This window comes from Mucilaginibacter celer (assembly GCF_003576455.2).
In the GTDB taxonomy this organism is placed as follows: Bacteria; Bacteroidota; Bacteroidia; order Sphingobacteriales; family Sphingobacteriaceae; genus Mucilaginibacter; species Mucilaginibacter celer.
In genome coordinates this window covers 3,878,171-3,904,880 of sequence record NZ_CP032869.1, presented here as the reverse complement: position 1 = coordinate 3,904,880, position 26,710 = coordinate 3,878,171, and the positions used below count along the sequence as shown (strand labels likewise).

Annotated in this window: 23 protein-coding genes; 17 read left to right on the top strand and 6 right to left on the bottom strand. The window is 41.7% G+C overall.

Annotated elements, in window-relative coordinates; all coding sequences use genetic code 11:
• Positions 1-112: 112 nt before the first annotated feature.
• Complete coding sequence (locus HYN43_RS15650; RefSeq protein ID WP_205589780.1) at positions 113-1,294, bottom strand: AIR synthase related protein; 1,182 nt, start codon at positions 1,292-1,294, stop codon at positions 113-115.
• A gap of 460 nt (positions 1,295-1,754) precedes the next feature.
• On the opposite strand from HYN43_RS15650, the gene HYN43_RS15645 reads away from it, so the two are divergent.
• Positions 1,755-3,533, top strand: coding sequence for a chloride channel protein (locus tag HYN43_RS15645; protein ID WP_119410240.1), 1,779 nt, complete (start codon positions 1,755-1,757; stop codon positions 3,531-3,533).
• Between the two features lie 194 nt (positions 3,534-3,727).
• Here the strand turns inward: HYN43_RS15645 and HYN43_RS15640 are convergent, their stop codons facing one another.
• Positions 3,728-5,902 carry a glutamine synthetase III family protein gene (locus tag HYN43_RS15640; protein WP_119410239.1) on the bottom strand — a complete coding sequence of 725 codons (2,175 nt, stop codon included), beginning with the start codon at positions 5,900-5,902 and terminating at the stop codon, positions 3,728-3,730.
• A gap of 603 nt (positions 5,903-6,505) precedes the next feature.
• Between HYN43_RS15640 and HYN43_RS15635 the strand changes: the two genes are divergently transcribed.
• From HYN43_RS15635 to HYN43_RS15625, 3 genes are all read left to right on the top strand, one after another.
• The gene (locus HYN43_RS15635; protein ID WP_119410238.1) at positions 6,506-8,113 is read left to right on the top strand and encodes an ammonium transporter; all 1,608 of its coding nucleotides are present in this window, start codon (positions 6,506-6,508) and stop codon (positions 8,111-8,113) included.
• 229 nt (positions 8,114-8,342) lie between these two features.
• Positions 8,343-9,383 carry an outer membrane beta-barrel protein gene (locus HYN43_RS15630; RefSeq protein WP_119410237.1) on the top strand — a complete coding sequence of 347 codons (1,041 nt, stop codon included), beginning with the start codon at positions 8,343-8,345 and terminating at the stop codon, positions 9,381-9,383.
• A gap of 78 nt (positions 9,384-9,461) precedes the next feature.
• Positions 9,462-10,061 carry a DUF4468 domain-containing protein gene (locus tag HYN43_RS15625; protein ID WP_119410236.1) on the top strand — a complete coding sequence of 200 codons (600 nt, stop codon included), beginning with the start codon at positions 9,462-9,464 and terminating at the stop codon, positions 10,059-10,061.
• A gap of 436 nt (positions 10,062-10,497) precedes the next feature.
• Here the strand turns inward: HYN43_RS15625 and HYN43_RS15620 are convergent, their stop codons facing one another.
• Both HYN43_RS15620 and HYN43_RS15615 read right to left on the bottom strand, forming a co-directional pair.
• Positions 10,498-11,808: an ammonium transporter gene (locus HYN43_RS15620; RefSeq protein ID WP_119410235.1), complete on the bottom strand. Its 1,311-nt coding sequence runs from the start codon at positions 11,806-11,808 to the stop codon at positions 10,498-10,500.
• A 148-nt stretch (positions 11,809-11,956) separates the two neighbouring features.
• On the bottom strand, positions 11,957-12,274 hold the full coding sequence (locus HYN43_RS15615; RefSeq protein WP_162996510.1) for a hypothetical protein: 318 nt from the start codon (positions 12,272-12,274) through the stop codon (positions 11,957-11,959).
• Between the two features lie 337 nt (positions 12,275-12,611).
• On the opposite strand from HYN43_RS15615, the gene HYN43_RS15610 reads away from it, so the two are divergent.
• Positions 12,612-13,454, top strand: coding sequence for an energy transducer TonB (locus HYN43_RS15610; RefSeq protein WP_119410233.1), 843 nt, complete (start codon positions 12,612-12,614; stop codon positions 13,452-13,454).
• Positions 13,455-13,536: 82 nt separating this feature from the next.
• On the opposite strand, the gene HYN43_RS15605 is transcribed toward HYN43_RS15610, so the two are convergent.
• Entirely contained in the window at positions 13,537-13,992 is a 456-nt protein-coding gene (locus tag HYN43_RS15605; protein WP_119410232.1) for a GNAT family N-acetyltransferase, read from the bottom strand.
• Positions 13,993-14,160: 168 nt separating this feature from the next.
• Between HYN43_RS15605 and HYN43_RS15600 the strand changes: the two genes are divergently transcribed.
• The 8 genes from HYN43_RS15600 to HYN43_RS15565 all read left to right on the top strand — a co-directional run bounded on the left by HYN43_RS15600 (position 14,161) and on the right by HYN43_RS15565 (position 20,660).
• On the top strand, positions 14,161-14,433 hold the full coding sequence (locus tag HYN43_RS15600) for a hypothetical protein (RefSeq protein ID WP_162996509.1): 273 nt from the start codon (positions 14,161-14,163) through the stop codon (positions 14,431-14,433).
• Between the two features lie 221 nt (positions 14,434-14,654).
• Positions 14,655-15,470: an SDR family oxidoreductase gene (locus HYN43_RS15595; RefSeq protein ID WP_119410230.1), complete on the top strand. Its 816-nt coding sequence runs from the start codon at positions 14,655-14,657 to the stop codon at positions 15,468-15,470.
• Between the two features lie 172 nt (positions 15,471-15,642).
• Entirely contained in the window at positions 15,643-15,975 is a 333-nt protein-coding gene (locus tag HYN43_RS15590; protein WP_119406542.1) for a hypothetical protein, read from the top strand.
• Positions 15,972-16,880, top strand: coding sequence for an IS3 family transposase (locus HYN43_RS15585; protein ID WP_119410229.1), 909 nt, complete (start codon positions 15,972-15,974; stop codon positions 16,878-16,880). The genes HYN43_RS15590 and HYN43_RS15585 overlap by 4 nt, the downstream gene beginning before the upstream one ends.
• Before the next feature lie 203 nt (positions 16,881-17,083).
• A complete protein-coding gene (locus HYN43_RS15580) occupies positions 17,084-17,992 on the top strand; it encodes a helix-turn-helix domain-containing protein (protein WP_119410228.1) in 909 nt (302 codons plus the stop codon).
• Positions 17,993-18,164: 172 nt separating this feature from the next.
• On the top strand, positions 18,165-19,307 hold the full coding sequence (locus tag HYN43_RS15575; RefSeq protein WP_119410227.1) for a C1 family peptidase: 1,143 nt from the start codon (positions 18,165-18,167) through the stop codon (positions 19,305-19,307).
• A 260-nt stretch (positions 19,308-19,567) separates the two neighbouring features.
• Positions 19,568-20,146 carry a cupin domain-containing protein gene (locus HYN43_RS15570; protein WP_119410226.1) on the top strand — a complete coding sequence of 193 codons (579 nt, stop codon included), beginning with the start codon at positions 19,568-19,570 and terminating at the stop codon, positions 20,144-20,146.
• Between the two features lie 34 nt (positions 20,147-20,180).
• On the top strand, positions 20,181-20,660 hold the full coding sequence (locus HYN43_RS15565) for an SgcJ/EcaC family oxidoreductase (RefSeq protein WP_119410225.1): 480 nt from the start codon (positions 20,181-20,183) through the stop codon (positions 20,658-20,660).
• Positions 20,661-20,824: 164 nt separating this feature from the next.
• Here the strand turns inward: HYN43_RS15565 and HYN43_RS30420 are convergent, their stop codons facing one another.
• Positions 20,825-20,986: a hypothetical protein gene (locus tag HYN43_RS30420; protein WP_162996508.1), complete on the bottom strand. Its 162-nt coding sequence runs from the start codon at positions 20,984-20,986 to the stop codon at positions 20,825-20,827.
• A 241-nt stretch (positions 20,987-21,227) separates the two neighbouring features.
• Between HYN43_RS30420 and HYN43_RS15560 the strand changes: the two genes are divergently transcribed.
• From HYN43_RS15560 to purL, 4 genes are all read left to right on the top strand, one after another.
• Entirely contained in the window at positions 21,228-23,192 is a 1,965-nt protein-coding gene (locus HYN43_RS15560) for an AIPR family protein (RefSeq protein WP_119410224.1), read from the top strand.
• Positions 23,193-23,479: 287 nt separating this feature from the next.
• Complete coding sequence (locus tag HYN43_RS15555) at positions 23,480-23,980, top strand: MarR family winged helix-turn-helix transcriptional regulator (RefSeq protein ID WP_119410223.1); 501 nt, start codon at positions 23,480-23,482, stop codon at positions 23,978-23,980.
• A gap of 149 nt (positions 23,981-24,129) precedes the next feature.
• On the top strand, positions 24,130-24,354 hold the full coding sequence (locus tag HYN43_RS15550; RefSeq protein ID WP_162996507.1) for a hypothetical protein: 225 nt from the start codon (positions 24,130-24,132) through the stop codon (positions 24,352-24,354).
• Between the two features lie 131 nt (positions 24,355-24,485).
• The gene (purL, locus tag HYN43_RS15545; protein WP_119410221.1) at positions 24,486-26,708 is read left to right on the top strand and encodes a phosphoribosylformylglycinamidine synthase subunit PurL; all 2,223 of its coding nucleotides are present in this window, start codon (positions 24,486-24,488) and stop codon (positions 26,706-26,708) included.
• Positions 26,709-26,710 lie beyond the last annotated feature (2 nt).

Here is a 26,710-nt window from a genome sequence, read left to right as displayed (position 1 = left end):
GCTTTTTTATTTGTAGATATTTGGATAAATCTTCTTTAGAGTAGATTAGAAAAATAGGAATAAAAAATGCGCTTGAGTTTCGTCAAGCGCATTTCTGTTTATAAAGATATTTCTACTCATACTCAAACACCCCAAACTCCGAAGTTACAGTGACTTTCTTGCTCTCTGCCTTTTCAACCCGCCCAATAACCTGCGCATCCACACCAAAGCTTTTCGAAATATTGATTAAATCCGCAGCAATAGCTTCAGGCACATAAAGCTCCATACGGTGACCCATGTTAAATACCTTGTACATTTCCTGCCAGCTGGTTTTTGATTCTTCGTGGATAAGCTTAAACAGCGGCGGAACCGGGAATAAATTATCCTTAATAATATGCAAGCCTTCAACAAAGTGTAATACTTTGGTTTGCGCGCCGCCACTGCAATGTACCATACCATGCACCTGGCTGCGATATCCATCCAGTATTTGTTTGATGATAGGGGCGTAGGTGCGGGTAGCGCTCAATACCAGTTTACCGGCAGTAACGGTTTCGCCGTTGCCTATCTCAATTGGGTCGGTAAGGTTTTTACTGCCCGAAAATATGAGTTCGTTAGGTATTGCAGCATCGTAAGCCTCGGGATATTTATTGGCAATGGTTTTATTAAACACATCGTGACGGGCGGAAGTAAGGCCGTTTGAGCCCATACCGCCATTGTATTCTTTTTCGTAAGTAGCTTGTCCGTATGATGCTAAACCAACAATCACGTCGCCGGGTTCAATGCGGTGGTTCGAGATCACGTCTTCGCGTTTCATGCGGCAGGTAACTGTCGAATCAATAATGATGGTGCGCACCAGGTCGCCAACGTCGGCGGTTTCGCCGCCGGTTGAGTAAATGCCTATGCCGGCTTCGCGTAGTTCGGCTAAAATTTCTTCGGTGCCATTGATGATTGCCGCGATAACTTCGCCTGGGATGATGTTTTTATTGCGGCCAATGGTTGATGATAGCAGGATGTTATCTGTAGCTCCAACACAAAGCAGGTCGTCCAGGTTCATGATGATGGCGTCCTGGGCAATACCGCGCCAAACAGAGATATCGCCGGTTTCCTTCCAGTAGGTGTAAGCTAAGGATGATTTGGTACCTGCGCCGTCGGCATGCATAATATTGCAATACTCGGCATCGTTGGTTAATATATCCGGAACTATTTTGCAGAAAGCTTTCGGGAAAATGCCTTTATCTATGTTTTTTATGGCATTGTGAACATCGTCTTTGGAGGCTGATACGCCACGCTGATCATATCTTTGCGAAGAAATCATGGGCAAATATAAGGCTATCAAGACTGATTTGCGATTTAGTATTCCAAAATTCTGGAAAAATGTATTTTGCCGGGATGATTGAAGATTGTTTTAATGCTTAATATTCCCAGCCTTCGTACTTTATATTCGGGATTTCTGTGTTGGCCGTTTGTCTTATTTTACGGTTCGTTGTTTCTTGAGTCATTTCCTGAAACCGGCTTTTGGCCTAATATTATATTTTCGGGAAACCCATGTTCTATCTGCTGATTTTGTAACGACATATCCTTGTTAAGAAGGATAAATTTAATAACTATTTCAAGGCGACAGAAATCAATACCTGATCTATCCAACAAAAACTCATCAAAAAACCGTTACTTTGCAAACAGGGGCTGATTTATATTATCTAACCCGCATTTTACCCGATCTGTAAAACAATCCGCGTTGATAAACCTTCATCAACCGGGTTTAGTAACTACTTCTGATGATGTTAAAAACGCTTTCTTACAAAATTGGCCGCTGGAGGCTAAAACGCAATAGTCAACGTAATTTTTTAATTTACTGTAGTGTGTTTGTTGGTTTTGTAGGAGGGTTAGCAGCTATCGCGCTTAAATTTTTAGTGCATTTAATGGAAGAGCTGAGCCGCAACATATCATCACATCTTTACTATCACATAGCCTATGTGTTTTTACCCGCGCTGGGTATATTGCTCACGGTTGCCTATCAGCATATCATCAACCGCGATAAAATTGAAAAGGGGATAGGTAATATCCTCATCAATATCAAAAAAAACCGATCAAACATCAAGGCTAACAACCTGTATTCGCACCTTATCACCAGTTCGTTAACGGTTGGTTTTGGTGGTTCATCAGGCTTGGAGGCACCTATTGTTTGTACCGGGGCGGCCATAGGCTCAAACCTTGGCAAGTTTTTTAAATTAACCCCCTACGAAAAAACGGTTCTATTGGCTGCCGGCGCTTCGGCCGGGATTGCAGCGGTATTTAACAGCCCAATAGCCGGTGTGCTTTTCTCGTTAGAAATTTTGATTGGCGAAATTACCATCCCTACATTTATACCTTTATTAATAGCATCCGCTACCGGTGTGGTTGTATCAAAAGCTTTGTATTCGGGCCAGTTATTTCACCTGGTTACCGAGGGCTGGGTTATGGCAGCTTTGCCTTTTTACGTGGTTTTAGGTTTGTGCAGCGGCTGGATGGCCATATATATAGCTAAAGTAGGGGGCAAGCTGGAAAGCGGTATTTTTAAAAAGCAAAACCGATATGTGCGTGCAATTAGCGGCGGGGTTTTGTTAGGATTGATTATTGTAGTATTTCCGCAGTTGTTTGGCGAAGGTTATCATTATCTTACCGCTATATTAAATGGCAATATCCATGTACTGAAAGAGGAAGTATTGTTTGGCAATCTGCTCGACGAGCCGCTGATCATGCTACTGTTTATAGCCGCGCTGGTTTTTATGAAAATTATTGCTGCCGGAATAACCATAGGCTCCGGCGGAAACGGGGGTACCTTTGCGCCAACTATGTTTACCGGTGCTTTTTTGGGTTTGCTGGTTGCTTATGGTGTCAATCAAACCGGACTTATTCATTTAAACACAAGTAATTTTATAGCCGTGGGGATGGCCGGCGCTTTGGCCGGGGTATTACATGCGCCGCTAACCGCCATATTTTTGATAGCCGAAATTACCGGCGGATATGTGTTGTTTATTCCGCTCATGATCGTATCGGCTATATCTTACATCATATCGCGCTATTCATCGCCCCATAATATGTACTGGAGCCACCTTATTCATCATAACAACATACAGCCTGGGCAGGATTATGGTATGTTAAACTCTATATCGCTTGATAGTATTATTAACAGAAAATATACCGCAGTTGATAAATCAATGACGGTGACCGACTTTTATAAAGTGCTGGCCAAAACAGATGCTAATATTTTTCCGGTGTTGAAGGATGACGGCAGCCTGGAAGGAGTGGTGCTGATAGATGATATCCGTCGCCGTTTATTTAACAAAGAGATTGCCGATAGCCTGATTACTGATATTATGATAGAGCCGCCAACGGTGATTGACTATGAACAACCGGCCAGCAGTGTGATGGATACTTTTGATGCCATTGATGTTTGGCAGCTGCCGGTAATTAAGGATAACCGCTTTATCGGTTTTATATCTAAATCGGCCTTGTTAAGCAAATACCGGTCGGTGTTGATTGAGCAGCATAAGGCGAGTGATTTGTTTGCGTAGATTTTCTCCAATTCTTCCATCACGTCATTGCGAGGTACGAAGCAATCGCGAACTGTACAGAGCGGACTTGCATAGCCCCTCGACTTCTGTGCGATTGCTTCGTACCTCGAAATGACGTGGTGGAGTACAATGACAGAAAACAAAAAAAGCCGCTAACTTTAAAAATTAGCAGCTTTATCTTTATCAATAAGGTCTTATTTTATAAACAACAACTCCCTAAACTTAGGCAGCGGCCATAAACCATCATCAACCAGTTGCTCCAGTTTATCAACATGGTAGCGGATGGGCTGGAAGAAAGTTTTTACCTTTTCATCATAATCAATTGCACGCTGGCGGATATCGTCAATCACGTTGGCTTTTTTGCGTTCATCAATCATTTGCTCGGTATTGGTTTTGATGAAATTTACATGCTCTGAGATTCGGTTGATCAGATCAAGTTGCGAAGCATAGGTAGATTTATCCAGGCCGAGATCTTTCAAGCCTTTAACGTTTTCAATCAGCTTGCTTTGATAAGCAATGGCCGATGGGATAATTACGTTCATTACCAGTTCGCCGATAACACGGGCTTCAATTTGCAGTTTTTTGTAGAAAGAATCCAGCAGAATTTCGTGGCGGGCGTGTGCTTCGCGTACGCTGAAAACGCCGCTTTCGGCAAACAGATGCTCTGCTTTATCATTAATTAAAGCATCAAGTGCTTTAGGGGTAGTTTTAATGTTTGATAAACCGCGCAGGGCCGCTTCTTTTTCCCACTCTTCGCTATAGCCATTGCCTTCAAAGCGGATGCTTTTTGATTCTTTGATGTATTTTTTAATCACCATTAGTAAGGCAAGATCTTTTTTCTCACCTTTTTTCATCAGTTTATCTACATCGTATTTGAATTTTTTAAGCTGATCGGCCACAATCAGGTTCAAAATAGTCATTGGGCTGGCCGAGTTGGCTGATGAGCCTACGGCGCGCAACTCGAACTTATTACCGGTAAAGGCAAAAGGCGAGGTGCGGTTACGATCGGTATTATCAGGCAAAATTTGTGGGATTTTCGGGATGCCCTGCCATAGCATGTTTTCCTCTTTAATTTTTTTGCTGATGCGTGAGGTTTCGATCTCGTCCAGAACATCACTCAGCTGGCTGCCCAAAAATATCGAGATGATAGCCGGTGGAGCTTCGTTGGCACCCAAACGGTGATCATTATTTACCGAGGCGATAGATGCCCTCAACAAATCTGCATGTTCATAAACCGCTTTTATGGTATTCACAAAAAAGGTAAGGAACATGAGGTTGTTTTTGGGTGTTTTACCCGGCGATAACAGGTTTTTGCCTGTGTTGGTAATAAGCGACCAGTTATTGTGCTTGCCAGAACCATTTAAACCTGCATAAGGCTTTTCATGAAGCAAAACTTTAAAGTTATGGCGCTTGGCTACACGATCCATCAAATCCATCAGTAGTTGGTTATGGTCGATAGCCAGGTTAATCTCTTCATATATAGGCGCGCACTCAAATTGCGATGGTGCAACCTCGTTATGGCGGGTTTTAAGCGGGATGCCTAATTGTAAAGCCTCGGCCTCCATATCCTGCATGTAGGCATACACACGTTCAGGTATCGAACCAAAATAATGATCTTCCAGCTGCTGGTTTTTGGCCGACATGTGACCGAACAGCGTGCGGCCTGTTAAATATAAATCCGGACGGGCATTAAATAAGGCCAGATCAACCAAAAAGTATTCCTGTTCGATACCTAAGGATGCATTTACTTTTTCAACGCCTTTATCAAAGTAGTGGCAAACATCAACGGCAGCTTTATCTAATACGTTTAAGGCTTTTAATAAAGGTACCTTATAATCTAAAGCCTCGCCGGTGTATGATACAAATACGGTAGGGATGCATAAGGTACGGGCCATTAAAAAAGCCGGAGACGAAGGATCCCATGCGGTGTAACCGCGCGCTTCAAAAGTATTACGGATGCCGCCGCTCGGGAAGCTCGATGCGTCCGGCTCTTGTTGGGCTAATGCATCGCCCGAAAAACGCTCGATAGCACCGCCATCGGCAGTTGGTTCAAAAAAAGCATCGTGCTTTTCGGCGGTGGTGCCTGTTAATGGTTGAAACCAGTGTGTATAATGTGTAGCTCCTTTACCTAAAGCCCATGCTTTCATGGCCGAAGCAATCTGCTCTGCCAGGTCGCGGGGGATTGGTTCGCCCTTTTCTATCGAGTTTACTATTCCCTGGTAAGCTTCTGATGATAAATATTCCTTCATTTTCTTTTTATCGAAAACATTGGAGCCGAAATAATCAGAAATTTTTGGTGAAGGTGGTTTTATTTCGGGAATAGTTCGCGAAAGTACATCCTGTAATGCTTTAAATCTGATGTTGGACATATTTTAATGAGGTTTAAATAAAGGTTAGTGGTCAAAATTATAACTATCCTTTAAAATACGGGGCAAAATTAAGTTAAATATAACATACCGCCTAATGGCGCAAAAAAGGATGAATTATTGTGCTAAAATCATTAATTGGTGTTAAAGTTTTACTTAAAACGATAAAATGCCTGTTTTTTGAATGTATTTTCGGGTTTTTTATCTTAAAATCCAGTTAAAACTGAATTTAGTTGTTAAAAATTGATGTTTTTTAAATTTTTTAATAAGTAAAATGAAATTTAGTTAGAAATATCATTTTCAAATATTCAAAAAATGACACTTTAATGTGTGTTTTTTTGCAATTTTCGTAATTTTTTGATTTTTTACCATTAATTTATCATTAATAATTTGTTATTGTTAAAAATACTACATAATTTCAGAAAATAATTTACAAAAACACTCCAATTATTGAGCTTTTTATAAAAAAATGTAAATAATTGAACGGTAAAATGAGTGATTAGAGAGAAAAGGTGTTTTTGTAAAGCCTGAATAGCAATCAAACTAAATTTAAATACAACAATCAAACTAATTAATTTTTAAAAAACAATCAAACTAAATTAAACGATGAAAGTAGGTTCTACAAAACACAACTTCCTAAGTTCAGTCCGACAGCTGACACGTGAGAAATGGGCGCTGGGTGCAACCATTTTTACAGGAAAAATGATTGGCCTGTTGCTGGTATTTGCAGCAATGATGGTTATACCTGGTATGTTCGGCACAAAAGCTCACGCTGCCGAAACATATACTGCCCACGAAACAACGATGATGGATACTGTTAACACTGTTTGGACACTGGTTGCAGCCTTTTTGGTATTTGGTATGCAGGCAGGTTTCGTAATGCTCGAAGCTGGTTTTGCACGCAAACGCGAAACTGTGAACGTGCTTATGGAATGTATTTTTGATACTTGTTTGTGTGGTTTACTTTTCTACGCAGTGGGTTATGCCTTTATGTTTGGTAAAGGCAACGGCTTTATTGGCTGGGGCGGTGGTGATGGTAAAACCTGGTTCTTTCTTCAAAACACTCCTGCAACATACATGAGCACAGGTATTCCTGTATTGGCACACTGGATTTTCCAATACGCTTTTGCTGATACCTGCTCAACTATCGTATCGGGTGCTATGATCGGTCGTACCAGCTTCCGCGGTGATATCCTTTACAGTATCGGTATTACAGGCTTTATTTATCCTATTATCGGTCACTGGGCATGGGGTCCGGATGGTTTCCTTGCTAACATGGGAAGTTCTGGTTTATTCCAGTCAATCAGTGCTCAGCCTTTCCGCGATTTTGCAGGCTCTACCGTAGTACACACTATTGGTGGTGTTGCTTCATTGGCTGGTGCGATGGTGTTAGGCCCACGTTTAGGTAGGATCTTCGCCCGCGATGATAAAGAAAAAGGCGGTTTGCCTCCAGGACATAACTTATTGGTTGCTGCTGTAGGTGGTTTTATACTTTGGTTTGGTTGGTACGGTTTTAACCCTGGTTCAACATTGTCTGCAATGGATATGCAGGGTATCGGCCGTGTTGCTGCTAATACTACTTTAGCTGCCTGTGCCGGTGGTTTCACCGCTATGCTTGCCGCTTTGTGGTTTGGTCCAACAAAAGGCAAGTTCGATTTGGCCTTCACCATTAATGGTTTCCTTGCCGGTTTGGTTGCTATTACCTGTCCTTGCTATTGGGTTAGTCCTTTCGGTGCTATCATGTTAGGCGCCATCTCTGGTTTCATCATCTTCGGTGGTGTTTATTTAATCGAGTGGTTCCGTATTGACGATCCGGTTGGTGCTGTATCGGTACACGGCTTTAACGGTATCTGGGGTACTATTTCATTAGGTCTGTTTGCTTCTGGTCAGTATGGTGCTACAGGCGCTTATGGTGCTGATAACTCTGCTCCTGTAACAGGCTTATTTTACGGTGGTGGTTTTGGTGTATTGAAAGCTCAGCTTATCGGTAGCTTAACTATTACACTTGCAACTTTCGTGATCTCTTTCGTGATGATGTACGTGATTAACAAATTAGGTCATCCATGGAAATTACGTATCGAAGAGCATGGCGAAACCGGTGCCGGTGGTATCGACGTGTTTGATCACGGTATTGAAGTTTACCCTGTTCAGGATGACGAGATCAGCTTAAGCGGCCTTTTTGACAAAGGTGCTAAAGTTGCCTCTGAAGCTTAATAGTATAAGCTTAACAGCTTAACAAAAATATTTGATGCCTTGTGCGGTTGGTGGTGAGTGGTAGTTTTTGATGGACGTTGCCCGTTGCCAACCGTACAGGGATTTTTTATGCCGACACATAAATGATCCCGATAATTGAAAGGTGTTGATAATCAATTAATAACAATATAAAAAGCCAAAAAAACAACAATTAACAAATAGTTTATCAATTCACAATTAAATCGTTATCATGAAAAAAGTATTTCTACTCTTCTCATTTTTTTCAATTGCGGCCTTTACGGTGAAGGCCCAGGACACGGTTAAAACCACGCCCGATGCTCCTTTGGTTATCTACGGTTCGGTAGATACCTACTACAAATATGATTTTTCTGACAAAGGCTCACAAATCCCTACCAGCTTTGCAAGCGACCATAATTCGGTATCAATTGGTATGATCGATTTGGGTTTGAAGAAAAAAGTAGGTAAAGCTGCTTTTGTAGGTGAGCTTTCATTTGGTCCGCGTGGTCAAAGCCAGTCAATCCCTAACGGCCCGGATGGCGATTCATTCCACATTCAGAATTTATATGTATCGTACGATCTGACCGATAAATTAAACATCACCGGTGGTTATATGGCTACCTTTATCGGTTATGAGGTTATCAGCCCTACAGGTAACTTCAACTACTCAACCTCGTATTTGTTCACCAATGGTCCGTTCCAAAACCCGGGTGTTAAGTTAACTTATGCTTTCAGTGATAAAGTGAGCTTAATGGCCGGTATTTTTAACGATACCTGGAACTATTATACTTCAGCTAAAAAAGTTAACACTTTTGGTTCGCAGTTATTTGTATCGCCAGTAAAAGGATGGACTGCCTACATCAATCTTGCTACTGGCAAAACATCAGGTACCGAAGTTGACTTAACTACTGCTTATCAAATTACCGATGCCTTTAAATTAGGCTTAAACGGTGCCACTTATTCAGCACCAGATGATGGTGGTGGCTTTAGCGGTGTGGCTTTATATCCTCAGTTAGCCGTATCAAAAGTGGTTACTTTAGGTTTAAGGGGTGAGTACTTTAAAACTAAAAAAGGCGCTTTGCAAACTTTTGGCCCTCCTCCGGGCGAAAACGTTACTGCTGTAACCTTTACTGCTGCTATCAAATCTGGTCCGCTTACTTTTATGCCCGAGATCAGGTTAGATCATGGCTCATCTGAGTCGTTCCTGAATCACTCTGGTAACCCGTCAAAATCAGCCGGTCAGTTTGTTGTAGCTGCTGTTTACGCTTTCTAATAAAAAATTTAACGACCGATCTTATTTTATCACAAGCCGTTCCGATTAAAACCGGGGCGGCTTTTTTATATTTGTTATATGAAAAAAATACTGTTTGCTTTTGTTGGTCTTCTTTTTTCGATAAATGCCCTGGCGCAGAAAGATTCGCTGGCGCTTGATGAAAATAACAAATACATTTATTATAAAACTGCCGATCAGCCCGGTGCGGTAGCTGATACGCTCTATGACAGGGCTTTGTCTTTTTTAACCAAAGCTTATACCAAAAAAGAGCTTAGACTGGTCAAGGCTGATAAAGGCGGCAATGCGTTAAATGGGGCAGGTGTTTTTGTGATTAACAAAAAGAACTTTTTTGGAGGGAATAGCGAAGGCGGTGAGCTTGCTTATTCTATTAAAATAGAGGTACGGGACAATAAATACCGCTACTGGCTTACCGATTTTGTATACCAGCCCTATCAGCGTAACCGTTACGGTAATTCTGAAATTGTGCACGGTAAGGATGTCGCGCTTGAAAAAGCTTCCGAAAAATTATCAAAAGCTGATTTTAACGCCTGTTTAAACCAGGTACTTGCAAGCAGCAAACAGGTAGGAGATAAGTTAAAAACTTATATGCTGAAAGCCTCTACAGTGGAGCATCATGATGTTAAGAAAGTGAAAAGGGTATCTACTAAGGAGTGGTAGGGTGTGTTATTGTATTTCGGAAGTCGGATTTTCGATTTCGAATTTTTTCTGAACCGGAATTTATCGAATTAAAGAATTTGTAGAATTTGCTTTGCATTTTGCTGATTAGTTAATTCTCTCCAATTAACGTTCAGAAAGAAATGAAATTCTCTTTAAAAAGATCTGTGAAATTAAAAGAATCACCAAAATCATCTCAAAAAAATCGGTGTAATCCCGAAAAATAAAAATCAGCGGAATCAGCGTAATCATTCTAATCAGCGGTCAAAATCGGTGTAATCAACCTCCAATCGCTGTAATCCCCAAAAATAAAAATCAGCGGAATCAACGTAATCAAAAGAATCAACGGTTAAAAATAAAAAGAGGCTGATCATTTATGATACAGCCTCTTGATATTTTATTTGTCAATTAGGTTTGTTGAGGAAAGCAAAGGTCGGGATTATAGTTCTTCGTCGTGCTGGCTGATATCCAGGCCGGCAAGTTCTTCTTCGGGAGTAACACGCAGTTTGCTGATCATATCGGTAACTTTTAATAAAATAAATGAACCGAAGAAAGCGAATGCTGATACGCCTATTAATGTAATTAAGTGAACAATAAATAAATGGGTTTCGCCATAAAATAAACCATTGCCGGTTGTGTTGCCGCCGTTTACGTTTTGGTGAGCAAATACACCGGTTAGTAACATGCCTACCATGCCGCCTACACCGTGGCAAGGGAATACGTCGAGGGTGTCGTCGATGCTGGTTTTTGTTCTCCAGATCACTACCAGGTTACTTACTACAGCGGCTACTATACCGATAATTAATGAGTGAGGGATAGTTACGAAACCTGCAGCAGGGGTGATAGCCACCAAACCTACAACGGCGCCGATACAGGCACCCAATACGCCGGGTTTTTTACCGCGAAGAATATCAAAAAACATCCAGGCCATGGCAGCGGCTGCCGATGCAGTGGTTGTGGTAGCTAAAGCAGTGGCTGCTAAAGTGCCTGAGCCTAAGGCCGAACCGGCATTGAAGCCAAACCAGCCGAACCAAAGTAAGCCTGTACCTAATAATACATAGCTGATACGGGCCGGGGCGTGCGCGGTTTCGTTACGGCCTTTTAAGTAGATGGCCGATGCAAGGGCTGCCCAGCCTGCGCTCATGTGTACAACGGTACCGCCGGCAAAGTCAAGTACGCCTTTACCAAACAGGAAGCCATTTGGGTGCCAGGTAGCGTGTGCGAGCGGTGCATATATAAATACCATAAACAGGCAAAGGAAAATAACATACGAGTTAAAGCGAATCCGCTCAGCAAAAGCACCTGTGATGAGGGCCGGCGTGATAACCGCAAATTTTAACTGGAACATGGCAAACAACACCAGCGGGATGGTTTGGGCTGCTGGCCATACTGCGGTGCCTAAAGTGCCTTTCATCATGAAGAAGGTAGATGGATCGCCGATGAAGCCGCCAAGTCTGTCATCGCCAAAGGCAAGGCTAAAGCCGAATATTACCCATAAAACGGTAATTACGCCCATACAAACAAAGCTTTGCAGCATGGTTGATAATACGTTTTTCTTGCTAACCATACCGCCGTAAAAAAATGCGAGGCCGGGAGTCATGATCAATACAAGGGCGGTACTTACTAAAAGCCAGGCAGTATCGCCCGAGTCAATTTTGCTGTCTTTAACGTTGGTAAGGGTAACTGAAGGATCTATAAGGGCTAATACTATTACAATTAAAAGTATGCCAAAGGGTATGAATCTTTTCATGTTTGGGGTTTAAGGGAGGATAAATTAAGGTTGAATAATACCACCCGGTACCAATCAAAATACCGGGTAGTATTAAAACTAAATTTTTTAAAAAACAATAAATCCCAAATGCTTAATCAGGGCATAAGGGTTGATTTGTTTTTTAATCCTACCAAAAATCATGAAACGGAAAAAGGATGAGTTTGCGGAAGCGCGACAGTTGCCCGGAGCCTTCGCCGCAAATAAAATCAAGATACTTAACCCTCAGGGTGTAGTTATATGCAAAGGCAGCAAAATGCTGAATGGAGTGCGCACCCCGGTGTTGGCGTACATTAATAACCGGTGCGGGCGGATTATTGAGCGTAAATGCTAAACTAAAGGGCTTATTGTGCGGTGTTTCGGTAGAAACAGAGGCGTTTTTTTGATTTTTTTGATAATAATGGTATAATCCTCCACGCCCGGATGCTGAATATCCGGAAAAGAGCATTAAAAATAAGGCGATAAGTTTATAAAGCCTGTTTACCATATCTAAAAGTAATAAAAACAATAAATAATTGTAAGATTTTTTTAAAAAATTTTAATTTTTTACTGTTTTACTTATTAAAAGTATTTACAAAGTGGTTTTTTATTGACGATTTTATGGTTTTAGTGGATTTATATGTCCTTTTGGAAGATTTTTTAAAAGAATTTTAATCAGAAGATCGTTTTTTACAAAAGATGAAAATTTGATGAAAATGTGCGCCGGAATTATTTGTAATAATTTTTACTTTTTGCAAAATATAATAAAAGAATAATCGTTATAAATAAAATTTAATTCCGAAAATATGCTTATCACCAAATTTGATTTGTACAAGAGCGAGTGGCTCGATCTTGTATTTGACCATCGCAACAAAAATTACGGCGCGTATGAGTTAAGGAAAACTTACAGCAGCACCATGACCAAAGCTATGGGGATTGCCTTTGCGGCAGTGGCCTTGTTATCGGCCTCGACAATTATTTTCAGGGCTAAGCCGAAACCCGTATACGATTTTCACGAAGTGAAGCTTACGCCCCCTATTGATATCCCTAAGCCGCCTGTGGAAGCAAAGCCTAAGCAACCAGATCCGCCGGCGCAGGCCAAACAACCGCAGAAAATTGAGGCACCGGTAGAAACTAAGGCCTTCACCAATTTAAGGGTAGTACCAAATGACCCGCCCACAGACCCGCCTACAACGGAAGAACTAAAAAATGTAGCCATCGGATCTGAAAATGTAAAGGGAGCCGAAGGAACGGGTAATGTAGTAAAACCCGAAGAGGGAACACCGGGGGGAACAGGTGCGGCCCCTGTTGATAATAACGAAGTGCATACTTTAGGCGGGCTTGAAGTAATGCCCGAGCCGGTTGGCGGTGCAGCGGCATGGGCCAAATTTTTACAAAAAAACCTGCGCTTTCCGTCGGTAGCCCAGGAAAACGGGGTATCTGGTAAAGTATTAATGAGTTTTATTATAGAAAAAGACGGCTCGCTATCTAACATTAAGGTTGACCGCCCGGCCGGTTATGGTTTTGATGAGGAAGCTACCCGTGTATTAAAACTGGCCAAAGCATGGAAACCAGGCGTACAAAACGGCCAGAACGTGCGGGTTAGATACAGCATCCCGATAACCTTTCAGTTAGCAACCGAAGAGTAAGATAATAATTGGTAGTGTTTTTAATGATGTGTGTTTTAGGTTGCTGATTGTGTGTAGAGAGCCCCGCGTAAGCGGGGCTTTTTTATAATTGTTTACGGTAGCAAAGGCTATCAGGCAGATTAGCATAAGGCCCATAATTAGGTACACGCTCATAGCCGGATTTATGATACAGGCTTTGTGCCTCTACCTGCTTACCGGCAGTTTCCAACACCGTGGCTCTAAAACCAAGTTCACGCGCCCAGGCCTCAAGTTCATTGAGCACCCGCCGGCTAACCTGGTTGCCCCTCGCTTCGGGGCGTACGTACATGCGTTTAATTTCTACAGTATGGTTATCGTAGTATTTAAAACATCCGCACCCGGCAGGTACATTGTTGATGTACGCCACTATCACGGTATCTATCTGTTCAATTATGTTGTGCTGATCGTAAAGATCCATCACTTCGCCATTGCGGAGGCGTAAGTCGGCATCAAGTTCAGCGGTTAGGGTTTTGAAATTGGGATCGGTGCTGGTTGTGCGTTTTAGGGTAATGGTGGTCATGGGGTAAATTTAGTACAATTGGTATGTTAAAAATCAGTTATCTTTAATTGAGGTGATTTTATGAGGATTTTATGTTTTACAGTGTTTATTTTATTTTTTATCGCGGTCCCAATTTATGGACAGGAATACGGAGCCGCAACGAATGCAACCGAGCTAAAAGTGTTGCGTTTGATTAATTCATTACCGGAAGTACAAAGGGAAAATAAATTCAGAAGGTTACATAAAAACCCCCGGTTGTTAAAGGCGCTTATTCAAAGTACACCTACTAAAGAGAACAATTATTACCAGGTATCAATAAGCGAAGATCTCGGATTTCAACTGCGTACCTATGAATGGTATGAAGTTGACGCAAAAACTTTTACCATAAAATATTTCGATGTTGCGAGCGGTAAAAGCATGACTTTGAGTGAAAAGCGAAAACTGAATAAGAAAAAACAATAAGCTACGTGCTGGTGAGTAAAGTTTAACCTTTTTTGGGACGAAGGTTACGCTTTTGTTAAGTTTCGGTCAATAAGGTAGGAATGCAAATTCTGCATTATTCTTAAACCCTATCAATTAAGTTCCTATCCGCAAAAAGTATACAAACTCCCTCAATTCGTATTAACTGCCAACCTGCTATTGTTGCCACCTTTACATCAACAAAAAGATAAAGAAAAAACACAATGAAAAATACCATTTTAATAACAGGAGCAAGCAGCGGCATAGGTAAAGCAACCGCACAATTATTTCAGGCTAAAGGTTGGAATGTGATAGCCACCATGCGCAAACCTGAAAACGAAACCGAATTAACCGCGTTGGATAATGTGCTGGTAACCCGGTTGGACGTGTTGGATCTGGATTCGATTAAACAGGCGGTGAGTGCCGGTATTGAAAAATTTGGCAAAATAGATGTGTTGGTAAATAACGCGGGTTATGGCGCTTACGGGCCGCTGGAGGCTTTTCCGCGGGAAAATATTGTGCGCCAGTTTAATACCAATGTGATTGGACTGTTAGACGTTACACTGGCCCTGCTGCCGCATTTCCGTGCTAATAAAAGCGGCGTGATTATTAATATTTCATCTATAGGTGGTAAAATGACCTTCCCGATGGGAACACTGTATCATGGTACCAAATTCGCGGTGGAGGGTATTACTGAATCGTTAGGTTTTGAAGTGGAGCAGTTTGGCGGCAAAGTAAAAATTGTTGAACCGGGTGCCATAGCTACCGATTTTGCAGGTCGATCGTTTGATTTCAATAACGATGAAAGCCTTACCGAGTACCAGGAGCTGGTGAATAAAGTGATGACTGTATTACCTGCAATGGTTGCCAATGCATCGCCGGCAAGTGTAGTTGCTGATGTAATATACGAGGCTGCCACCGATGGTACCAACCGCCTGAGGTATACCGCCGGCGAAGATGCCCGTGAAATTATTGCTAACCGTAAACTGGCTGATGACGAAACGTTTATTGGCGGGATGAAAGCGCAGTTTGGGTTGTAAGCAAATGCAATCAGTTGGCAGTTTACAGATGGTTTTGCTGATTTTTGTCTGAATCAGAATTTACAGAATTAGGGAATTAACAGAATGCTGAGCAAATTCGATAAATTCCAACAATTCCCCCAAATTTGGGTTTGACTTGTCCTGCTATAGGTTGACACAAAAGTAGTCAGCAATGGATTATACATTAAGAAAAGCGCTTGCCATAGAAGAATATTTGGCGGGCGGCACAACATCAGCTAAATTAGGGCAGAAATACGGATTCGGAAACGCGAGCGTATCAAGATGGGTTGTGGAAGAAAAGAAAAAGAACAATAAAATAGCGCAAAGGGCAGCATCCCTTCAAGTGGCAAAAGAACGGGAGGGCATGCCAGAGGACATCAAGGCCTTACAGGAAGAGTTACGTAAAGCCCAATTGAAGATCCATCTACTGGAAGCAATGATTGATATATCGGATGAGCAGTATGGCACCGATATCAGAAAAAAAGCTGGCCCCAGGCAGTCATGAAAGTAGAACAAAGCCAGGGTTGTAGCTTATCCCTGTTATGTTCACTGTCTGGGTATTCGCGCCAAGCCTATTATAAGCGACGTTTATTGGAAGAGCGGGACCCCATCAAGGAGGAATTGTTGGTTCAGCAGGTTATCGGCTACAGGGATTTACAGCCCCGTATCGGAGGCCGTAAACTATTCTTCCTTATGACCCCTTTTATCAAGGCCCATAAATTAAAAATGGGTAGAGATCACTTTTTCAGGATGCTGGGCAAGTATGGCTTGTTGAACAAAAAGCGGCGTGGTAAACCACAAACTACTGATTCCAATCACTGGATGAAGAAATATCCCGACCTGATCAAAAACATGGTCCCTACGCGCTCAGAACAGTTATGGGTAAGTGATATCACTTACCTTGAACTCAGCAGTGAATTTGCTTATCTGAGCCTTGTAACGGATGCCTATAGCCGTAAGATCGTTGGTTTTCATGTTAGCGGGAACCTTACAGCCGAAGGCAGCATATTAGCATTGAAAATGGCTATTGAGGGGCGTCAGAATAAAGAAGAATTGATCCATCACTCAGATCGGGGAACGCAATATTGTTGCCACGATTATATAAAAACACTACAGGAGAACAACATAGATATTAGCATGACCCAAAGCGGGGATCCAAGAGACAATGCGATTGCTGAGCGGGTAAACGGGATCCTGAAAATGGAACTACTAAAGCCATCGTTCATAGATATTGAAGATGCAAGAACTGCTGTGACACAGGCAGTCAATATTTATAATTACTTACGCCCTCATAGCAGCATATCGATGTTAACACCTGCACTGGTACATACCAGAAAGTTTAAACTCAAACGCCTCTGGAGGAACAATTATAAGAGTAAACCTGCAAAAAGGGAGGAGACAGCCGGGTAGTTATCAACAACAAACGCCCGTTTTTAAAAAGAAAAAAAGAAGCAAAAAAAGAAAAACGTGTTAGGATGTGGATAACGCTACGCGTTACCCACATCCTAACACGACAAACAAACAATAATTATCTTTATTTTTATAAAATCACTGTCAACCTTTTTTAGGACGAGTCAGTTCAGACAGCTGCCTCACATTTATATTTGTATATCATGAGTACATTCATTCATCTGCAAACCATTCCTGATTTGTTGAAGTTTTTCAGGCTTGACCAATCTGTACGGCACCCGCTGATTGCTATTGTTGATTTTAGCCAGGTGCAGGAAGAGATTAACGGGGTGACAAGGTTATCGGCCGATTTTTATTCGCTGATATTGAAAAATTATAACCGTAACAATGTGCGGTATGGCCGTAAACTGGTTGATTTTACCAATGGCAGTTTAATATGTATGGCGCCCAACCAGATTATTGAAATGGACAGCGATACCGAAGCACCGGCAGAGATGAGCGGCTGGGGCCTGTTTTTTCACCCCGACCTGATCCGCGCTACTTTTTTGCACGATAAGATGAGCGAATATAGTTTTTTCTCGTACGAGATGTCGGAAGCGCTCCATATATCAGAAAAGGAAAAGCAGGTTTTGTATAATGCCGTGCAAAAAATAGAAGCGGAGCTGCAGGAAAATATCGACGTGTACAGCCAGGGTATTATTGTTTCGGGGATAGAAATGTTGCTAAATTATTGCGCTCGTTTTTACGGCAGGCAGTTTATCACCCGCAAACAATCTAACAATACGGTGGTGGCACAGATAGGTAAACTATTGGGCGATTATTTTAAACGGGATGATATTGCCGAGCGCGGCCTGCCAACCGTAAAATACCTGGCCGAACAGGTGTACCTCTCGCCGGGATACCTGAGCGATTTGCTAAAAAAGGAAACCGGGAAAAATACCCAGGAGCAGATCCATTTTTATTTGATAGAGGAAGCAAAGAACATATTGCTCAACACCAATCAATCAGTAGGGGAGATAGCCTACCGTTTGGGTTTTGAGTATCCGCAGTATTTTAACAAGCTGTTTAAACAGAAAACCGGGAAAACGCCGGTGGAATTCAGGAATATGTAGCCTCACCCCAGCCCTCTCCAAAGGAGAGGGAGCATCTTGCATTTAAAGTCCTCTCCCCCGGAGAGGATTTAGGTGAGGCTTCTATTCCGGTAATTTTAACATATCATTAACTAATTTAATTTCATTATTTTTCGGATTGTTTAATACATTTAGTTTTCACTCCAAAAAATACATGAAACATATAACTTCCTTACTGGCACTTTCGGCAATTACGTTCACCGCATTTGCACAGGAGCCTACCATTAAAGTTAAACTGGAAACTGCCAGGCCCGAGTTTACCGTAATTAAAAACAACCAGGCAACTTCGGTTAAAAATCAGGGCAACTCGGGCACCTGCTGGTGCTTTGCCACTACATCGTTGGTTGAAAGCGAGATGATAGCCAAAAAAGAAGCAGCTCCCGATCTGTCGGAAGTTTATACCGTATATAATTTATACATCGATAAAGCCGAAAAATACATTCGTCGCCGCGGCAATACCCGGTTTACCGAAGGTGGCATACAGCAGGACGTCATGTTTTCGACCGATAATTTCGGCGCTATGCCGCAGGAAATTTACCCCGGTGTAGGCAGGGACACCGTACTGAACCATGATGGCCAGATGGAAACCAAGCTAAAAACTTACCTGGATAATTTATTGAAAACCAATCCGGATACCATCCCCGCCAACTGGAAAACCGATTACAAAGCCATATTGAACAGCTACCTTGGCGCTCCGCCCGAATCATTTAGCTACAACGGCAAAACCTATACAGCCAAAAGTTATGCTGCGCAATATGTGCCGCTTAAACTTTCGGGCTACGTGGGTTTAACTTCGTTTAAACACCATCCGTACGGCACTACCTTCGCCATCGAAATACCTGATAACTATAACAGCAACATGTTTTATAACCTGCCGCTCGATCAGTTTATTGCCAGCGTTAAAACTGCCGTTATGCAGGGCTATACCGTAGCCTGGGATGCCGACGTGAGCAACAACGGTTTCAGGATGGGAAAAGGCCTGGCCAAATGGGTAACCAAAGACGACGAAACCAAAGATTTTGAAACTTTCACCGAAAAAACACCAACCGCCGACATTCGCCAGGACTTGTTTGACAGGCAGGTTACGCAAGACGACCACCTGATGCAGATAACCGGCATGGTTAAAGATGCCAAAGGCAACGAGTACTTCATAGTTAAAAATTCATGGGGTACAGGTGCCAGTCCGCTGGGTGGGTATTTGTATGTGAGTGTGCCTTATTTTGCTATTAATACCATATCGGTGGTGATTAATAAAAAGGCATTACCGACTACCTTGTTGGCTAAGGTGGGGAGTTGATTTTATTTGACTTTAGATATTGGGAAAGCGTCATTTAATGGCGCTTTTTTTTTGAGCCGATTTGCCGTTGATATGACCTTCGGCGGGTGAGCATAACCATACTATTTCAAAATTGGTCAAGAGCCCGATCAGTTAAATGAAATATTCTTTAACTTTATTAATGAGAGGTTTATGTTTTTATTTTATATTTAAAAAGTAATATCAAACCTTATCTAAAGTCTTGAAAGTCATTCATCAATCAAACATAGTTTAATCATATTATGAAGCGCGACAAATTTCTAAAGCTGTTAGCTGTAGGCGGAGTTGTTTTAGCCCGGCCAGTCGGCGGCATAGCCAAAAGTTATACAAAGCTCCGGGAAAAATTGGGTTTTAAGATCGATGCCGGTGCGGATCGTTTTCAAAAACCGATCAATCTTTTTGATGGCGATACTTTTTACACCAAGGTATCCACCAAAGATACTGATGGCGATTTGTACGTGTACGAATCGTCGCGTGTGAAAAAAGGCGGGCCAAATTTGCACGTTCATCCCGAACAGGACGAATGGTGGTACATTCTGGAAGGTGAGTTTGTGATTAAAGTAGGCAATAAAATGCACCGGGTTAAGCAAGGCGATAGTGTGTTTGGGCCGCGGGGTGTGCCGCACGCGTTTTCCAAAATAGGAGAAGGTGTTGGCAGGATGCTCACTACTTTTCAGCCGGCCGGTAAAATGGAAGAGTGTTTTATAGCAATAAGTGAAGGCCAAATGAAAGGCAAACCCGAAGCCGAGCAGGACGAGTTTAGAAAACAGCACGGCTTTGAACGCGTAGGCCCTCCAATTGATATTTTAAAAGCTTTTTAAGTAGAAAGTTGCCTTGTTTTTAAATTAACAACCTATGAAAATCAGTTACAAGTTTATAGCAGTTTTCATCTGCTGTTTGTTGGGTTTGAAAGCCTACAGCCAGCAGCCAGACACCGCCAAAGAAAATACTGCGATTAGGCAGGTTATCAAAAACTACGAAGACGCCTGGAACCGCCACGACCCAAAAGGCCTTGCCGATAACTATACCACCGATGCTACCTGGGTAAATTGGTTTGGCGCTTATTACAAAGGGCGGGATGATATCGAGTTTCACTACAAGCAGGTGCACACCACCTATTTTAAAGCAACCCATTATTACACCCGCTCGGTTGAAGATATTACTTATCCCTACCCCAATCTCGCCATATCACATGTACGCACAGGCTTGGATGGCGATACCCGCTATCCCGGTGAAACATTTGAGTTTAGGCGGATGATTGTGCTGGTGAAGCGTGATGGGGTTTGGAAGATTTTGGCCGGGCAGAATGCTAAGTTGGAAAAGGGTGTAAAGTAAGAGGAGTAGGTCATCTTTTGCTGCCGCAAGAGTATTCGCTTGTAGCCATCGTGCTAAGCTAAGCGATATCTAACGGTTACTTAAACGAGAGCAATAAGCGAGGACGCTTCCGGCAGTGGGGGCTTTTTTGTTTTGGCGATTTTCATATTATTGCTAACGATTAACTAATTCTTCAAGTTCAGAGTAAGCTTTGGTAAACTTGCCTTTTTGGTTAGGATACCGGATTTGTTAAGCGATAAGATAGCTCGCTTTTTGGTCATGGTTTTAACCTCTTTTAACTTTATATCTGCTATCTCAACTAATTTCAGCATGTCTTTGTTGGTCATTATGATCGAAGTTTGTATCTAAATATAAAATTGATTCTCTGTTATCAAAACTTATTGTTTTGACAAATAAATGTCTCGATAGGAAAAAAGCTTTTTCGCAGTATTTTAATACCGAAAGAGTCGAGTATGCTTGTTATGATAGCTAAATGTTGTTGGCCCTTAGTTATTTAACTATATGTTGAGCATTGGATTTGTTGAAATAGATTGTATATATTTACTGCACAATCAATAAGCCTGTCACATGGATTTCGACTTACGCGCAACAGAAATTTACAATGATTTTCAACATTTTCCATCTAATAATTCTATAGTTCGGAGTAATCATAGAAATGATGCATATACTATTTTAGCTTTTGAAATTTTATTTAACAATTATCATCAAGTAAAAAAATTCAGACGAGAAGAAATTGGAAATCTCGAAATACTTATAAAGTCGTTGGTTGCGCCACCAGATGATTCAATTGATATATTTTATGAAGAAATAGATGTAGATGAACAGCATTATCATATCGTCCAAGTAAAGAATCAAAATTTAATGCCATCTGAGATAGAAGCGGCGTTCTTGCTCATGGAAAATACAATCAGTACTTATTTAAAAAGGCCTTCTGATGTTAGAAAGAATCTTCGAGAAGTTATAGCAAAAACTGATTTTTCAAAGCAATACAAAGCATTTTGTACTTACTACGTAATACACGCTGGATCAAATAATTTTATTAGGCGCCAAAAAAGCAACCAACGAATCGTAACATTTGAAGAGCTTACCATATTAGAAAAGGGAAGTCGGCAAATGAGTGTTCCCAAATACAGCTTTAGAATAGATAATGCTAATAATTTTATAGTAAACAATTTTATTAAGGACGACTATCAACACGCAAATAATGATTTACCTCAATCGCTACTTTGTAATTTTAACGGGTATGATCTTGCAGTACTTAATAACAAATATTCAAATACATTATTAGGACGTAATATATTATACGGACTTAACTTACGTGAATCTCTCAATAAGGCTTCCAAGACGTTTGAAAAGATGTTTGAAACAATTGATAATGAGCCTGAATTATTTCTTTTTTACAACAACGGAATAACTATTATATCGAGTCATTTTAATACCGAGAAGGGAGATAATACAGAAAACATAATGATTGAAAATTTTTCCATCATTAATGGCGCGCAAACAACAAGCACATTAGGGGAGTATTTGCGTAACGCGGAAATAAATCAAGATACAGAGAAAATTGAAAAACTCAAAAAGGTTTTTGTACTTACAAAGGTTTATGAGATAAACAGCAAGTTGAAAAACCATGAAAAAATAAGCGACAGGATTAAAATATTTAACAATACACAAACTCCGCTATCGACCAGAGATTTGGTATCAATAAGAAAAGAGCAAATTCAATTGCAAGAACGTTTACTTAATGTTGGGGGCTATCCGAACGTATTCGTTTATATTAAAAAAGGTGAAAGTTCTCCGTCTTTTCCCAAATTATACCCACATCAAAAAATTACCAATGAGGTCTTAGCTCAACTTGCATTATGCGGCTTTTATTCAGAACCATTCAATGCTAAAGATAAGAAGCTGGCAATATTTGAAAATGAAAACAAGGAAGAGTATGTTTTAAATCCCACTTATGATAAGATATTCAGTATAGAGCGTGGCATTTTATATAAAAAATCGCCCGATCAAATTAACGAGTTGCTTTTTATTTACAAACTACATAATGACACAAAAAATTTCCTCAAAACTTTTTATAAGGACTTTGTCAATCGTATAAGTCAAACGCCATCAAAAAATGAATTTGACCGAAATAAAACTATTCAGGTAGATAAACTGAAGAGAGATTTAGAGATAGCAAATGCGTGTTTATTTTACAATGTAACTTGTTACTTTGAGATACGTGATATGTTTGATTCCTACGCACAGGATGTTAATAATTTATCATTTGACACAAACGCGTATTACGACAATAAAAATAATTATCGCGAAAATTTGAAAGCTGCTTTTAGGGATTTATGTTATAATGTAACTATTGAGATCATTAGGGTTTGTTCGCAAGGAGATAACGTAGTAAATTGGTTACGATTAGAACGTAACCAAATAATCTTTATTGAAGCTTTAAGGACTCATTTAACCAGTAATGCAATGACATTAGTTGAAAGGTACAACAGTTTTGTAGTTCACTTCAAAACTGTTGAAATTGTGTGAAAGATTTTTAAATAGAAAATACGGCATGGTGTGTTGATGAAAGGACTTTTTATATCCTAAATCTATTAGGTTATGTCTAAATCTTTTAGAAGTAATATTCATTAAATTTCTTGCGTTAGCGATAGTAGCGGATACCGGCCAATGCACTTAAGGCCTGCAGGCGTATTAGCGGATAGCGCGGCCCACGGGGAACGCCACCAATTAAATAGATTTTAGATAATAATAATCCATTTTCATTTTACACTAAAATGGTAATCATTGATTACTAAATCAATAATTTCGCCCTCATGAACGAGGCGATCACTAACAAACAACTAAAAGCATTTGAAGGCCTGCAGGATAAAAACTGGCAGCGATTAATATTCATCCTCCGCAAACACCTTGATGCCTGGGCGCACAACAATATCAAACCTTACTGGGGGCAAATGAAAATCTCGTACATGCCCGTACTATGTAATATCATGGTTGATGGCATCAGCATAACCGAGTTGTCCCGCCTATCCATGGTATCCAAACAAAACATGAGCCGTACCATTCACGAGCTGGAAGAGCACGGCATGATCACGAGCGAAGCCAACAGCACCGATAAACGAAGCGAAACCCTTAAACTAACCACCGCCGGTAAACAATTTATGCTTGAAGCCAACCAGGATGTTTTTAACCTCGGCAATATGTACAAAAACCTGGTAGGCGAACAAGACCTGGAAACCGCGGTGCGTGTGTTAAATAGGATTATTGATTTTCACGAAAACTTTGGCGATGGCAACGAGGAGCAGATAGAGGTTTAATATTATAACGACTTATTTAAGACTAAATTGTTAAATTTATACCCAACATGAATAACGGCCGAACCTTATTAATTTATTTGTTTCTGATCGGTTTAATAACCAACATAGGCTCTATATTTATAGTTAACCTAACAACTAATTACCTGCCGTTGGAAGATAATCCGTTTTGGGATCAAATAACAACCATTGCATGGATACTGTGCTTATTACAAGCGCTAATAATAGCCATTGTAAAACGTCGCCTGCTTTTTACAGGGAGAAGATTTATCTGGACGTTACTGGCTTTAATTTTATGCACTCCTATTCCATTGGTTATAAAATACAAAATGGACGAAGCAAAATTTAAAAACGTTCTTGATATGCCCTCTAAATAAATCCCCTAACCTCCTTGTTTTCGCCCCTCAAACAGCCCCACCACAAGCAAATCAAACCTTTCACCTTTAACTTTAACCTTTCCGCCTTTTTTCATACTTTTGCGCATCCTTTCAAATAAAACAATATTACATTGGAGCACCAGGAATTAACCACCGTTGAAACCGCCAAAGATCTGGGCCTTTTACCCGAAGAATTTGCACGTATAAATGAGATATTAGGGCGAGTGCCCAATTTTACCGAGCTTTCTATTTTTTCGGTAATGTGGAGCGAGCACTGCTCATACAAAAATTCAATTACATGGCTTAAAACTTTGCCAAAGGATAGTCCGCGTATGCTGGCCAAAGCTGGTGAAGAAAACGCCGGTCTGGTTGACCTTGGCGACGGCATTGGCTGTGCCTTCAAGATCGAATCGCACAACCACCCTTCGGCCCTTGAGCCTTACCAGGGTGCTGCCACAGGTGTGGGCGGTATTAACCGCGATATATTTACCATGGGCGCAAGGCCTATCGCGCAGCTTAACTCATTGCGTTTTGGCGATTTAACCCTCGACAAAACCAAATGGTTGGTTAAAGGCGTGGTTAAAGGTATCAGCCATTATGGTAACGCTTTCGGTATCCCAACCGTAGGCGGCGAACTATATTTTGACGATTGCTATAATGTTAACCCGCTGGTTAACGCTATGTCGGCCGGTATTGTTAAGGCCGGCGAAACCGTTTCGGCTACGTCATATGGTGTGGGCAACCCGGTATATATCGTTGGTTCGGCTACAGGTAAAGACGGGATCCACGGTGCCGCCTTCGCTTCAAAAGATATCACCGAAGATTCGGTAAACGACCTTCCTGCCGTGCAGGTGGGCGACCCTTTCCAGGAAAAACTGTTACTGGAAGCCACCCTCGAGGTTATTAAAACAGGCGCCGTTGTGGGTATGCAGGATATGGGCGCTGCCGGTATCATCTGCTCAAACTCAGAAATGAGCGCCAAAGGCGAGCACGGTATGCGGATCGACCTGGATAAAGTGCCAACCCGCCAGGATAACATGAAACCTTACGAGATCCTGCTTTCTGAATCACAGGAGCGGATGCTGATTGTGGTACACAAAGGTCGCGAAAAAGAGGTTGAGGCTATTTTTGACAAATGGGACCTGAACTGCGCCATCATTGGTGAAGTTACCGATACCCAGCGCTTAGAGTACTTTATGCACGGCGAAAAAGTTGCCGATGTACCTGCCGACGACCTTGTTTTAGGCGGTGGTGCCCCGGTTTACCAACGCGAATACCGCGAGCCTGCTTACTTTGCCGAAAATCAGAAATTCAATATTGATGACGTTGCCGAGCCTGCAAATCTTGTTGAGGTTGCCGAGCATCTGGTAAGTCACCCAAATATCGCTTCAAAACGTTGGGTAACCGATCAGTACGATAGCATGGTAGGTGTACAAACCATGACTGCCAACCGCAGCTGCGACGCCGCTGTTGTTGCCGTTAAAGACACCGACAAAGCCATCGTTTTAACTACCGATTGTAACTCGCGCTACGTTTACGCCGACCCTTACAAAGGTACCGCAATTGCCGTTGCCGAAGCTGCACGTAACATTACCTGCGCCGGTGGCGAGCCTGTTGCCATCACCAACTGCTTAAACTTTGGTAACCCTTACATCCCCGAGGTTTACTGGCAGTTTGTAAGCGCCATTAAAGGTATGGGCGATGCCTGCCGCAAATTCGATACCCCGGTAACCGGTGGTAACGTAAGTTTCTACAACCAATCTGCCGATGGTGGTTCGGTATTCCCTACGCCAACCATTGGTATGCTGGGCGTAATGGATAACGTTGATAACATCATGACTGCCGACTTTAAACAGCCGGGCGACCAGATCTACCTGATCGGCGAATCGGTTAATGACATCGCTTCATCACAATACCTGGCTTCATGGCATAAAATAACCAAAGCACCTGCACCGCATTTCGATATCGATGCAGAGTACGATGTACAGCAAATTGTTAAAGAGCTGATCAAACACAAAGTAGTTGAATCGGCCCATGACGTTGCTGATGGTGGTTTATACATCGCCCTGTTAGAGTCGGCCATGCCAAACGGCTTAGGTTTCGAGATCTCTTCTGATGATAGCATCCGTAAAGACGCTTTCTTATTTGGCGAAGCACAAAGCCGTGTAGTAGTGAGCGTTGCCCCTGAAGAGCAGGAGCGTTTTGTTGAGGTAATGGCTACCAGCGAAGTTGAATTTACCCTGTTAGGTACCGTAACTAACGGCGGCTTAACTGTTGATGAAGAAAACTTTGGCCATGTAACCGATTTGAAAATGGTTCACGCCAACATCCTTCACGGTATTTTAGGCGAATAATA

Coding starts and splice junctions, on each gene's coding strand:
- HYN43_RS15650 (WP_205589780.1), bottom strand. CDS start 1,294: ATGATTTCTTCGCAAAGATATGATCAGCGTGGCGTATCAGCCTCCAAA.
- HYN43_RS15645 (WP_119410240.1), top strand. CDS start 1,755: ATGATGTTAAAAACGCTTTCTTACAAAATTGGCCGCTGGAGGCTAAAA.
- HYN43_RS15640 (WP_119410239.1), bottom strand. CDS start 5,902: ATGTCCAACATCAGATTTAAAGCATTACAGGATGTACTTTCGCGAACT.
- HYN43_RS15635 (WP_119410238.1), top strand. CDS start 6,506: ATGAAAGTAGGTTCTACAAAACACAACTTCCTAAGTTCAGTCCGACAG.
- HYN43_RS15630 (WP_119410237.1), top strand. CDS start 8,343: ATGAAAAAAGTATTTCTACTCTTCTCATTTTTTTCAATTGCGGCCTTT.
- HYN43_RS15625 (WP_119410236.1), top strand. CDS start 9,462: ATGAAAAAAATACTGTTTGCTTTTGTTGGTCTTCTTTTTTCGATAAAT.
- HYN43_RS15620 (WP_119410235.1), bottom strand. CDS start 11,808: ATGAAAAGATTCATACCCTTTGGCATACTTTTAATTGTAATAGTATTA.
- HYN43_RS15615 (WP_162996510.1), bottom strand. CDS start 12,274: ATGCTCTTTTCCGGATATTCAGCATCCGGGCGTGGAGGATTATACCAT.
- HYN43_RS15610 (WP_119410233.1), top strand. CDS start 12,612: ATGCTTATCACCAAATTTGATTTGTACAAGAGCGAGTGGCTCGATCTT.
- HYN43_RS15605 (WP_119410232.1), bottom strand. CDS start 13,992: ATGACCACCATTACCCTAAAACGCACAACCAGCACCGATCCCAATTTC.
- HYN43_RS15595 (WP_119410230.1), top strand. CDS start 14,655: ATGAAAAATACCATTTTAATAACAGGAGCAAGCAGCGGCATAGGTAAA.
- HYN43_RS15590 (WP_119406542.1), top strand. CDS start 15,643: ATGGATTATACATTAAGAAAAGCGCTTGCCATAGAAGAATATTTGGCG.
- HYN43_RS15585 (WP_119410229.1), top strand. CDS start 15,972: ATGAAAGTAGAACAAAGCCAGGGTTGTAGCTTATCCCTGTTATGTTCA.
- HYN43_RS15580 (WP_119410228.1), top strand. CDS start 17,084: ATGAGTACATTCATTCATCTGCAAACCATTCCTGATTTGTTGAAGTTT.
- HYN43_RS15575 (WP_119410227.1), top strand. CDS start 18,165: ATGAAACATATAACTTCCTTACTGGCACTTTCGGCAATTACGTTCACC.
- HYN43_RS15570 (WP_119410226.1), top strand. CDS start 19,568: ATGAAGCGCGACAAATTTCTAAAGCTGTTAGCTGTAGGCGGAGTTGTT.
- HYN43_RS15565 (WP_119410225.1), top strand. CDS start 20,181: ATGAAAATCAGTTACAAGTTTATAGCAGTTTTCATCTGCTGTTTGTTG.
- HYN43_RS30420 (WP_162996508.1), bottom strand. CDS start 20,986: ATGACCAACAAAGACATGCTGAAATTAGTTGAGATAGCAGATATAAAG.
- HYN43_RS15560 (WP_119410224.1), top strand. CDS start 21,228: ATGGATTTCGACTTACGCGCAACAGAAATTTACAATGATTTTCAACAT.
- HYN43_RS15555 (WP_119410223.1), top strand. CDS start 23,480: ATGAACGAGGCGATCACTAACAAACAACTAAAAGCATTTGAAGGCCTG.